The organism is Thermoactinomyces intermedius (assembly GCF_013912365.1).
GTDB classification, from domain to species: Bacteria; Bacillota; Bacilli; order Thermoactinomycetales; family Thermoactinomycetaceae; genus Thermoactinomyces; species Thermoactinomyces intermedius.
Window position 1 is genome coordinate 1 of record NZ_JACETT010000046.1, and the last position, 10,729, is coordinate 10,729.

12 protein-coding genes and 1 riboswitch are annotated in these 10,729 nt (G+C 46.5%); of the genes, 3 read left to right on the forward strand and 9 right to left on the reverse strand.

Going from position 1 to position 10,729, the window contains the following annotated elements; genetic code table 11:
• Positions 1 to 74: 74 nt before the first annotated feature.
• Together H1R82_RS10685 and H1R82_RS10690 are read right to left on the reverse strand one after the other, a co-directional pair.
• Positions 75 to 323: a hypothetical protein gene (locus tag H1R82_RS10685; RefSeq protein ID WP_181732143.1), complete on the reverse strand. Its 249-nt coding sequence runs from the start codon at positions 321 to 323 to the stop codon at positions 75 to 77.
• 189 nt (positions 324 to 512) lie between these two features.
• On the reverse strand, positions 513 to 1,415 hold the full coding sequence (locus H1R82_RS10690) for a cation diffusion facilitator family transporter (protein WP_181732144.1): 903 nt from the start codon (positions 1,413 to 1,415) through the stop codon (positions 513 to 515).
• 176 nt (positions 1,416 to 1,591) lie between these two features.
• Positions 1,592 to 1,783, forward strand: a riboswitch (Lysine riboswitch).
• A gap of 101 nt (positions 1,784 to 1,884) precedes the next feature.
• Here H1R82_RS10690 and lysA point away from each other — a divergent pair.
• On the forward strand, positions 1,885 to 3,201 hold the full coding sequence (gene lysA / locus H1R82_RS10695; RefSeq protein WP_138614982.1) for a diaminopimelate decarboxylase: 1,317 nt from the start codon (positions 1,885 to 1,887) through the stop codon (positions 3,199 to 3,201).
• A gap of 78 nt (positions 3,202 to 3,279) precedes the next feature.
• Here the strand turns inward: lysA and H1R82_RS10700 are convergent, their stop codons facing one another.
• Together H1R82_RS10700 and H1R82_RS10705 are read right to left on the reverse strand one after the other, a co-directional pair.
• Entirely contained in the window at positions 3,280 to 4,044 is a 765-nt protein-coding gene (locus H1R82_RS10700) for a MerR family transcriptional regulator (protein ID WP_181732145.1), read from the reverse strand.
• Positions 4,045 to 4,120: 76 nt separating this feature from the next.
• Positions 4,121 to 5,512 (reverse strand): aminotransferase-like domain-containing protein, encoded by a 1,392-nt coding sequence (locus tag H1R82_RS10705; protein ID WP_181732146.1) that lies wholly within the window; start codon positions 5,510 to 5,512, stop codon positions 4,121 to 4,123.
• Between the two features lie 105 nt (positions 5,513 to 5,617).
• Here H1R82_RS10705 and H1R82_RS10710 point away from each other — a divergent pair, with 105 nt between their 5' ends.
• A complete protein-coding gene (locus H1R82_RS10710; protein ID WP_181732147.1) occupies positions 5,618 to 6,034 on the forward strand; it encodes a GNAT family N-acetyltransferase in 417 nt (138 codons plus the stop codon).
• 34 nt (positions 6,035 to 6,068) lie between these two features.
• On the opposite strand, the gene H1R82_RS10715 is transcribed toward H1R82_RS10710, so the two are convergent.
• The 3 genes from H1R82_RS10715 to H1R82_RS10725 form a co-directional block, all read right to left on the reverse strand.
• A complete protein-coding gene (locus H1R82_RS10715) occupies positions 6,069 to 6,620 on the reverse strand; it encodes a GDYXXLXY domain-containing protein (protein WP_138614979.1) in 552 nt (183 codons plus the stop codon).
• Positions 6,617 to 7,702 carry a DUF2157 domain-containing protein gene (locus H1R82_RS10720; RefSeq protein WP_181732148.1) on the reverse strand — a complete coding sequence of 362 codons (1,086 nt, stop codon included), beginning with the start codon at positions 7,700 to 7,702 and terminating at the stop codon, positions 6,617 to 6,619. Before H1R82_RS10720 ends, H1R82_RS10715 begins: the two co-directional genes overlap by 4 nt.
• Before the next feature lie 91 nt (positions 7,703 to 7,793).
• On the reverse strand, positions 7,794 to 8,267 hold the full coding sequence (locus tag H1R82_RS10725; RefSeq protein ID WP_236533612.1) for a thermonuclease family protein: 474 nt from the start codon (positions 8,265 to 8,267) through the stop codon (positions 7,794 to 7,796).
• A 175-nt stretch (positions 8,268 to 8,442) separates the two neighbouring features.
• Here H1R82_RS10725 and H1R82_RS10730 point away from each other — a divergent pair, with 175 nt between their 5' ends.
• The gene (locus H1R82_RS10730) at positions 8,443 to 9,003 is read left to right on the forward strand and encodes a thioredoxin family protein (protein ID WP_181732149.1); all 561 of its coding nucleotides are present in this window, start codon (positions 8,443 to 8,445) and stop codon (positions 9,001 to 9,003) included.
• Between the two features lie 34 nt (positions 9,004 to 9,037).
• Here the strand turns inward: H1R82_RS10730 and H1R82_RS10735 are convergent, their stop codons facing one another.
• Both H1R82_RS10735 and H1R82_RS10740 read right to left on the reverse strand, forming a co-directional pair.
• Complete coding sequence (locus H1R82_RS10735) at positions 9,038 to 9,745, reverse strand: polymer-forming cytoskeletal protein (RefSeq protein ID WP_181732150.1); 708 nt, start codon at positions 9,743 to 9,745, stop codon at positions 9,038 to 9,040.
• The gene (locus H1R82_RS10740) at positions 9,738 to 10,388 is read right to left on the reverse strand and encodes a YhbD family protein (protein ID WP_181732151.1); all 651 of its coding nucleotides are present in this window, start codon (positions 10,386 to 10,388) and stop codon (positions 9,738 to 9,740) included. The genes H1R82_RS10735 and H1R82_RS10740 overlap by 8 nt, the downstream gene beginning before the upstream one ends.
• Between the last annotated feature and the right edge of the window lie 341 nt (positions 10,389 to 10,729).

The following is a 10,729-nucleotide window of genomic DNA, read 5'->3' on the forward strand; positions in this document are numbered from 1 at the left end:
AAAAAGAAGCACTTCGATTTGTAAGTGCTTCTTTTTTTGATGAATTTTATGTTCCGGGGAGCAACACCGCATGATTAATAAAATTCACCATCATCCCCTTGAACATTGGCTTCCAATTCTTCCGCCAGTTGCTTCATTTTGCGCAAGACTTGGTACTGCAATTTGCCGTCGGATGGGCTTTTCACCGAGATCCGCCCGTCGCGATATGTAAAATAAGTCATATCCCCGTTTTCGGGGTTGGTCCATAAAGAAAGTCCTTCGTCTTCAAGCTTGATCACTTCGCCGGTGACGGTTTTTAATTCGACGGCATTGACCAGTTTCATTTCCGAGTCTTTTTCCACAACCTGTTGCCATTCACCAATTCCGATCGGTTTTTTTGGACTGTCCAGCCAATAATCGCTCCTTGTCAGATGGAAATCGTAGTGAATCGTCCGGATCCCTCCTCCCGTGTCACTCCCATTATTATGTATATCGAATCTTTATTCTCCTTTCTAGTGTTCTCTTTGAAAAATTTACGGTTCCGGCGGTTGCCAAGGATTGACGTGCACAAAGACTTCTTGGATTTCCTGGAATTCATTCATCAACGTTTCTTTGACCCGCGAGGCAATATCGTGCCCCTCTTTGACCGTCAAATCCGCAGGCACCCCGACACGGACATCGATCAAACGGTAATGGCCGTGTTCCCGGCCCCGCAATTGATCAATCCGCTTGACGCCGTCTACCTTCAGGATTAATTCCCGGTAAATCTTCAACTCTTCTTCCGGGATGTTGCGTTCCATTAAAATATCGACGGCTTCTTTTCCCATATGAATGGCAACGCGCAAAATCAGAAGGGAAACGACGATACTGGCCAACGGATCGCCGTATTCCGCAAAAGGAACCGACTGGTGCTGTCCCCATAACGCCAGGCCAATCCCGACCACGGCGGCAAGGGAAGCGTAGACATCCGACAAATGGTCATATGCGGTTGCGATTAATCCTTTGCTGTTTACCCTTTTTCCAATTTTGATGGTATAGACATAAAGAATTTGTTTCCAAATCAGCGAAATCACGGCGGCAAGCAAGGAAAGGACATGCGCTTCGACAAACGGCTCAAACAGGGCAGCAACGGATTCATAAATCATAAACAGGGAAATCAAAAGCAACACAATTGCGACCATGCCGGAAGCGATTACTTCCGCTTTCCCGTGGCCGTAAGGATGCTCCCGGTCGGCCGGCATCTTGGAAATCCGCATGGAGCCCAAGGTGGCGCCGGATGCCGCGATATCGGCCAAATTGTGAAAGCCGTCGGCAATCAGGGAAGGGCTTTGAAACAGAAAGCCGACCATCAGTTTCAAAATGGTCAGGGCAATATTGCTGACCAACCCGATCCACGCTGCCGCCATCGGGGTTTGCAATTTGGATTTGAGCTTCATCCGATCACCTTTTTTTGGTTTCTTATCTTATCATTATGCCTAAAAAATCCTTTTTTCATTTTTAATTTGTAAAGATCTGAACAATTCCTTGCAATTCATGTGTCCTTTCCTTTATACTGGAACGTAATTAAAATCACCAATAAAAATCATATTGAAAAAAACCTCATCATAACTAGTGATGAGGTAGAGGTTGCGGCTTTTATGATTACTTCCCGCGAGGTACAGAGATGCCGATGACTGTGAAGGAAAGGAAAAGCCGCCGAAGTCTGTTTGTTTCTCTGGGCAAGCAGGCTGGGCCCGTCTCCGAACAGGAACGGGACTGTCACACGGTTCACTTCTCTTGAATCGTGTGGTGCGCTATCTTTAGGAGAAATGGTTATGGTGTGGTGAAATATCGACCCGTCTCACGGATGGGGATTCTGCCCTTGCCTGTCTCTCCTAACACCAGTTGATTAGGAGGTTTTTTTATATGTTTTTGCATCACTTGAGGATAAACGATTCCGGCCATTTGGAAATCGGCGGATGTGACACGGTCGAACTGGCAGAACAATTCGGCACGCCGCTGTTTGTGTATGATGAAATGCAAATCCGCCAAAATGCAAGGCGTTTTTTGCTGGCTTTTCAAAAAAGCGGTTGTCCCCACCAAGTGGCCTATGCCAGTAAAGCGTTCAGTTGCCTGGCCATGGCGGAATTGGCTCATGAAGAAAACCTTTCGCTGGATGTCGTCTCCGGCGGTGAACTTTATACGGCTCTTCAGGCCGGTTTTCCTGCAGAGCGCATTCATTTTCACGGGAACAACAAATCGGAAGCAGAGCTCCGGATGGCTCTGGAGGCAAACATCGGCTGTTTTGTCGTCGATAACTTTTTTGAACTGGAGATGCTTCATGACTTGGCCGAAGCGTACCGGAAAAACGTGAAAATTTTGCTCCGATTGACCCCCGGCATTGAAGTCCATACGCATGAATACATTACCACCGGTCAGGAAAATTCCAAATTCGGCTTCAGTGTCAAACACGGGCAATCATTGATGGCGGTAAAACGGGCGTTGGCCAAACCCTGTTATGAATTGCTGGGGGTTCATGTCCACATCGGATCGCAAATTTTCGAAACGGAAGGGTTTATTCAATCGATTCAAATGATTCGGAAGCATCTGGATGAGATCCGCGCCGAAACCGGCTATGAAGCAAAAGTTTTAAATGTCGGCGGCGGGTTTGGGATTCAATATACCGATGAAGACAGGCCGCTTCCGATTGAAAATTATGTACAAGCCATCACGGAAGAAGTGAAAAAAGCATGGAATGAACGTGGATTGAACATCCCGGAAATATGGGTGGAACCCGGGCGCAGCATTGTGGGAAACGCCGGCATCACGATTTACCGGATCGGCGCCATCAAGCAAATTCCTGGAATCTGCAAATATGTTTCCATTGACGGCGGCATGACGGACAACATCCGCCCCGCTCTTTACCAAGCCAAATATCATGCCGTTTTGGCCAACAAAGCGGATGCCGCTTTGGAAGAGACGGTCACCATTGCCGGAAAGTGTTGTGAATCAGGCGATCTTTTAATTCAGGATATTTGTTTGCCGAAAGTCAGCAGCAATGACCTGTTGGCCATCTTTTCCACCGGCGCCTACGGATATTCAATGGCAAGCAACTATAACCGCCTTCCCCGGCCGGCCGTCGTTTTTGTCAAAAACGGAACACCGCGTGTCGTGATTGAACGCGAAACCTATGATGATTTGATTCGAAAAGACCTGAGAAAAGAAGTTTATGCCACTTCATAAACGATTACTGAAAAACATCCCGATGATCCAGCCGGAATCCGTTGGTCATCGGGATGTGTCATGACGGGCTTGCATCCTTTATACTTTGTGCATGCCGGTATAGATGAAAATGGCGTCTCTCAAGAACTCGGTCATCCCCGGTTCCTTCTCATAGTAGGCTTTAAAACGTTCATCAACCACATACATTTGCGCAAGGTTGGCATGAGCTTCCTTGCTGTAATCACTCCAAGAAAACATCAGCCATTGTTTATGCAGATCCGCCGCTTTTTGGGCCAGATCCCCGGCCGGGTCTCTCTGCTGATAAGCCCGGGTCAGCGTTTCAAAAATCTCATCATTCAAACGTTGCATTTTTTCGTACTCTTCTTTGGTCATCCGAAGCAGTTTTTCATTGGAGCGATTGACCACCTCGTCTCCATATTTTTCTCGGATCTCTTCCCCGTACTTTTCTTCATTTTCTTCAACCATCCGTTTTTTGAAAGCTTCAAATTTCTCTTGATCCGTCATGGTTCCTCTCCCCTCCATCGCATCAATGGTTTTTTCCACATTGGCAATCAAACGGTCCAGATGTTCCCGTTTTTGCATCAGTTGCCGACGGTGTTCGTGTAGCGCTTTGAGCCCGTCATAGTCCGGGGACGTGATGATCTCTTTAATGACATCCAGTTTCACCCCGAGCTCCTTGTAAAACAAAATTTGCTGCAGACGGTTCACTTCTTTCGGGCCGTAAATTCGGTACCCGGATGAATTGATCCGTGCAGGTTTCAAGATTCCGATCTCATCATAGTAACGAAGGGTCCGTGTGCTGACTCCGGCCAACCGGGCCAATTTCTGCACGGTGTATTCCATGATTTCACCTCCTGGCATCTTCACTGTACACCTTGACGTATGCGTCAATGTCAATCATTTTTTCGTGTTTTTTCTGTCATATCCAATGAATCACCGTTTTGTGCGGGAAGGCGCTTGATTTGGATTTCAACTGTTTTTTGTACAGTTCTCCCATCACGCGAATGCCTTTTTCAATTTGAGTTTTGTCGGTTTGTATGATGCTTAACCGGAATCCGTTCACTTTCGGGAAGGTTTTCAGGAAACAATGGTCAATGGATGAGACAAGGATGTGGTGTTGCCTCAAGCAGGCAATCCATTCTTTGGCCGGCAGTTGCTTTGGGAGATCCAATTGCCCGAAAATGCCGCCTGTTTCCGCGGCTACGTTCATCTCCGGGGGAAGATGCAGATTACACACTTCTTTGAGAATTTTCATCCGTTTTTGGTAAAGATTGCGCATCGACGCGGTGTGACGGGAATACATGCCGCATTTTAAATAGATTTCCAAAGCGGCTTGGGACAGTGTGGCCGAACTGATGTCACAGGCGGATTTAAACAGGCGGAAGCTTTCTGTCAGAATGGGCGGAAGAAGGATCGCCCCCATCCTCAGCCCCGGCAACATGACTTTGGAAAAGCTTTTCAGATAAATGGTATGACCGGACAAATCATAACTGAAAACGGGGTCGTTCTTGGGATCCGTTTCCAAGTCCAGCAAATAATCGTCCTCCACAATGTAGACATCATATTTTGCAGCCAGTTTAGCGATCTGCTTTTTCACTTCCTGGTCATAACTGGTGCCAAGCGGGTTGTGAAAACGCGGCATGGTATAGAAAAACTTAATCTGATTGTTGCGGAAATGGCGTTCCAACTCATCAAGATCAATCCCTTTTTTGGTCCGCCGGATGCCAATCGCTGTTAAACCGAGTGCATCAATAATCCGAATCATCCCATGATAGGTTGGCTGTTCCACCAGTATCACATTTTTTCCGTTGGGGAAAGGCATCATGGCCAACAAATTCAGGGCTTGCTGGGATCCGGAGACAATCGAAACCTGTTCCGGACGGGTGAAAATCTGATAATCCGCCAGATGTTTGACCAATTCTTTGCGCAAAGACAAAAACCCCTGTGGATCGGAATAGGTGAAGAGTTCATCCTGATACAGTTCAATGGCACGGTTCAGACAATGTTGAAAATCTTTGTATGGCATGATTTCCGGATCCGGATTGGCTGAAGAAAAATCAATGAATTCCGCAGCTTCATCCTCGTCGGGCACACCGGGGCGGCGGATGGAATAGTAACCGCTTTTGGGAACGGAATAAATCAAATGTTCTTTTTCAAGCTCTTGGTAAGCGCGGATCACCGTGTTTTTGTTGCAGGAAAACCTGGCGGACAGCGAACGGATGGAAGGCAATTTTTCGCCAGGTTGCAGCGCTCCGGACTGAAGTTCTTTCTTTATCGCATTTTTAATCATTTCATATTTCCTTTCCGCCATGGTTTCTTCCCTCCATCTTGTGTACCGGTACAGATAAGAAAATTAAGCATTTTTTAACTCATTTACATCCATTATACTGAAGGGGAATTTCCGGGAGGGATACAGATGGAATGGAGACACGAAACATTACCCTATTGGATCAGTGACCAGAAGGATTTGTTGGATGTGGATGCCGTCTGCCGTTTGTTGCAAACCACTTATTGGGCCGGACACCGGACCAAAGAAACCATTGTGAAAAGCATGGAAAATTCATTGTGTTTCGGCGTCTACGGAGAAGAAGGGCAAGTGGGTTTCATGCGGGTGGTAACGGATTATGCCACTTTTTCCTGGATTTGTGACGTCATCATTCATCCGGATCATCGCCGGCAAGGATTGGCCAAATGGATGCTGAAATTCCTCCTATCACATGAGGCTGTGCGGGATACCAGCATGATTTTGGCAACCCGGGATGCGCACGGTCTTTATGAACGGTTTGGATTTAAACGGGAAGAATTGATGAGAAGGAAAAAATCCGTCGATTAAACCAAAAACACGAGCGGGAAATCGCTCGTGTTTTTCATGATTTGCCGGGGCTTTCTTTGATTCCGACGATCACCCCGTAACCGTTTTTCACTTTGACTTCAACCAGAACTCCGCCATTTTGGGCCAAGGCTTCCCACTTTTCTCCGGATCCTTCCTCGACATAATAGCGGTCCAAATGATAATCCACCCGGTATTTCTCTCCATCCCGAAAGGGAAACACCGGTTTTTGAAGCGTTCCTTTCAGATACAAGCCACCGGGCGGCTTCTTTTCAGAAACCCGGTCCACGATGTAGTGATTCCCCTTGGGTTTTAGGGAGACGTAAACCGGGATGCCCGGGTCAGGCAGATGGTGGGCAGCCTTCTGTGCGAGCTGCGGATCAAAGCGGGAACGGTCCACTTCCTCAATCTCCAATTTTAACCGGACATAGTCCCCGTAAAACAAATCTTTCGGATCCACCGGGATGGTTTTGAGCGTAACCTGTTCGCCGCTCATGAAAGCAAGCAATGGTTGCACGGTCATGGAAACCAGGGAAACGACCGGAATGAGAAGAACGATCCAAAACCACCGGTTGGGGATGTTTTTCATTTCCCTCCCCCCCTTTTCCGGCTTTTTTCAATCCAATAACCGCTGAGAATGAGCAAAATGCCGCCGATCAAGAAATAGAGTGACTTGGGAAGAAATTCGATGGATAAGTCCAGATAGAACCGAAAAATGAGTGCACAGGAAATCACCACAGCCGAAAGCTGTTTCTTTCTGAGCAAAAAAATCAAAAAGGCAAGATAAGCCACTGCGACTGCATATCCCAAAAGCGGGGCATGAAACACTCCCCCCCACATTTCCCAAAAGTCCGGATAAGTAAGTACAATGGCAGCAACCCCGTGAATGAGGGCTCCTTGCTGTTTCAACACCTCCGCATAAGGCCGGATGTTGAGAAACGTCATGCCTGCTCCCAGCAATAACAAAATGAATGCATTGACTCCCCCGTGCCATTCCCACCGGACGAAAGTCGCCCAGATCGTGAGGATCAAAAGCGCATTGGCAAAGAAAAACACTTGACGGTTTCGGTTCAACCAGCGCTCATTGCATCCGTAAAAAAGCGGAATAAAAACCCAAACCCAGAAAGGATACGGCACGGATGCATCCCAAGCCGGCGAGGCATAAATGCCGATAAACACAATGGACAGGATCATCACCCAACGGTCTTTTAAGTAGAGTGCCAACGGTACGGTCCCGAGGGCCCAAACCAAAAAGGCCTGTTGATAAGGCGATGAGCTGTGAAACATCTGACCCACGAGAAAAATCCCTGCTCCGTATATTGCCGCGCCGATATAATAAAAGCTTTTGGAAGTTTTGGGATAGGAATCTTTCAGTTTCCAGCCGGTGAAATAAGCGCCCGTAAGTCCGGACAAAATCAGCAGAAATTTTACCGTCCGGGGAAGTACCTCCCAATTCCCGGCGATAAAACTGAGAATGCCCGCACCGATCAAAACGGATCCCAAAATGGACAAGATGCGGATAAAACCGGCATTCCCTTTCCGTTTAACCTCATAAGAAGACAAAATCTGTTGAACTTGCGAAGCATCGATGATTCCGGCTTCTTCGAAACGGGAAAGTTCCATCCGGAGCCACTGGTACTTTGATGAAGAAATGATTTTCTTTTTGTGCAACTTGGCATCCCCCCTCCATGCTTTGACTATATCATGATGCGGTTCGTACGAAAATGAAAAACAGGGACACCCTTTCCCAGGATCCCTGTCTTTAAGATTGAATGCTTTTCACCCGGCTTAAGATCGTGCCGTTGTTTTGCTCATATTCCCATATCCCGCGCCCGGCTTTTTGTGCCATGATTTCCAAACGCCGGAACTCTTTCAGATATTTCCGTTCTGATTTCAATTTTCGCGCCCGGTTCGGAATCACGCAACGGGCCAATCCTCTTTTCAGCAAAAGCGGTTGCAAATGCATGTCATCCACATACACATGGGCAAGAATCCGGCCGTAATGGTCCCGCTTAAAGGCGCCTTGCTCGATGGTGACACTCCGGCCGCGATGGATGAGACTGACAATGTACTTTCTGGCCTCAAGCGCTTTGAAATGTTCCAACAAATTGGCGGAATTGAGCTCGGGGGCATCAATATACAGAAGCCGGACCCGTTCCAGTTTTTGATTCCTCTTGATTTTCAAAGTGTCTCCGTCAATCACCCGCACAACTTCAATCGGAATTCTTTTGTTCACCGGTGGCAAAGAGCCCATCCTCTCTGCGAATCTTTCATCGCTTTAACGTTATTATAGCATAAATCCTTGTTTATTTTAGAATTTTTTGACGAAAATCCGTTCCCTCTTTGCATCTTCCTCTAGGAGAGAGCGAAATGTTATAATACGGAAAAAACATAAAGAGGTGGATGCGGATATGGCGAAAACGGAATCGAATATGTTCCCGCTCGGAAAAGAAGCCCCGGATTTTGCATTGCCGGATGCGGTGTCCGGAAAAACGGTGGCCTTACAAGATGTAAAATCCTCCATTGCCACGGTCATCATGTTTATCTGTAACCATTGTCCTTATGTAAAACATGTTCAGAATCAGTTGGTGCAACTGGCCAATGATTACATTCCGAAAGGAATTTCCTTTGTCGCCATCAACGCCAATGATGCGGAGCAATATCCGGATGATTCGCCGGAGAAAATGAAAGAAGTGGCAGAAAAACTCCAATACCCGTTTCCGTATTTATTCGACGAAACCCAGGAAACAGCCAAGGCTTACCAAGCAGCTTGCACGCCGGATTTCTATATTTTTGACGGCGATCTGAAATGTGTTTACCGGGGGCAATTGGATGATTCCCGCCCGGGGAATGACATTCCGGTGACCGGCGAATCCATCCGTGCCGCATTGGATCAAATCATTAACGGTGAGCCGGTGACGGTCACACAAAAACCCAGTCTGGGTTGCAATATTAAATGGAAGCAAGCATGAAGCCGCCCCTGCAAGCAAGTCCGGGGCGGTATCCTCAGACTTGCTTGCTTTCTTTGACCTCCGCTTGATCATGTTGATCAAACGAATTTTGGTATTCCACCACGTCCACTTTGCAGCCGGGGCCGATCTTCACATTTTTTCCCCTGACAATGCCGGCGTGGGTGTATTCCAATTCGATATCATCCCCTTCAATCACTTCGGCTTGCAATGTTTTGTCGGCAAAAAAGGATTTCAGCCATTTGTTTAAAGCAAAGCTGTTCTTTTTGACGACGATCTTCTCTCCGCCAATTTCCTTTGCTTTGGCATTGCCGAGCAATTCCACTTGAATGTTTCCGGCATTTAACAGCCCTTTGATGATAAAAACCCCTTTGATCACCACGGACTCTGCTTCCAAGTCTTCGTCAACCTTTAAGGTTCCGCGGATGTCTGCCTGGTCGGCGATGAAATTTCCTTTTACTTGGGCGGTCCCGTTGAGCGTGATGTTTTGGGTGTGCACATCCCCTTCTGTCGTCAATTGGCCATTCACTTTTGTTTCATCCGCCATTAGTTTCCCTTCAATCGCCGACGAACCACTGACTTTCACCGTTTGTGTTTGCACGTTTCCTTCCACGACACTGTCCCCGTTTGTGATAAACAACCGGCAATCCAGGTCGCCATTTACTTTTCCCAATCCGTTGATGCGGACCTTTTCGAATGTACCGCCCGAAAAATTTCCGTACCCGTTGATCAGTAAATCACTCATTTGCATCTCCCCATCCGAAATGTTGAATTTTCCCTTTTAACTTTTCCAATTCCTCTGCAAGCGAAATGCGCAGGAGCACTTTCACACGATCATCAAAACAAATTTCTTTAATTTCATTCACCAAAATATAAGTGGTGACCCCCAGTTTGCGGACGACGAATAACTCTGCATTTTTCTTTTCAAACCGGTGGGAATTGTTTTTCAAAAACAGATACAGCGATTTTCCTTCATCCAAGGTAATTTCACCCGTTTCAAGCAACTGATCCAGAACATAGAGATAAAAGAGTTGTTCCAAGGTAAACACATTGGATTGACCATGGATGGACAGGTGCAGTTCAAGCACAACATCCGAAACAATCTTTTTCTCTTGAATTTGCTCTTTCGTTAGCGAGATTTCCGTAAACCGGGGAGAAAACATTTGCGCAATCTCATCCAAAGACAAATCGTCTTTTAAGCTGATGATTTTATTCACTCGTTGCAGTATTTTATCGCGAGGGAAAAAGGTTTCCTGCCCGGTGTAGGTGGATTTGCGGATAAACCATTCTTCCGGAATCAAGTTTTTTCGTTTCCAACGGTATAATTGTCCGTATGAAATGCCTGTTTCTTTCAACAGGTCTTTTTTTGAAATCAAGTCTTGATCCATTCCCCGACACCTCCTCGTCATTATTGTAACATAACATTGTTACGTAAAAAAGAGGCGAATGCCCCATCTTATTTTCAGCTCAAGAAATTAAAAAACTCCTCTCCTCTGCAGCGCATGATGCCGACGGTTACGGTTTGTTTCGTTGCCTTTTGCAATTTGTCGGGACGGCTTTTGCGTCCTGTTCTTTGGGAGCTAAACCGGATTTTTTTGCCAATCCTCCCCTTGCATTTCCATATGTTTTGCGTTATGTAAAAATTTTACTTGTTTTCATGATAAATTACATAAAACGCATTCAAAAAGCGGTTTTTTTTAATATTTCACATAGAAATATTATATAAATA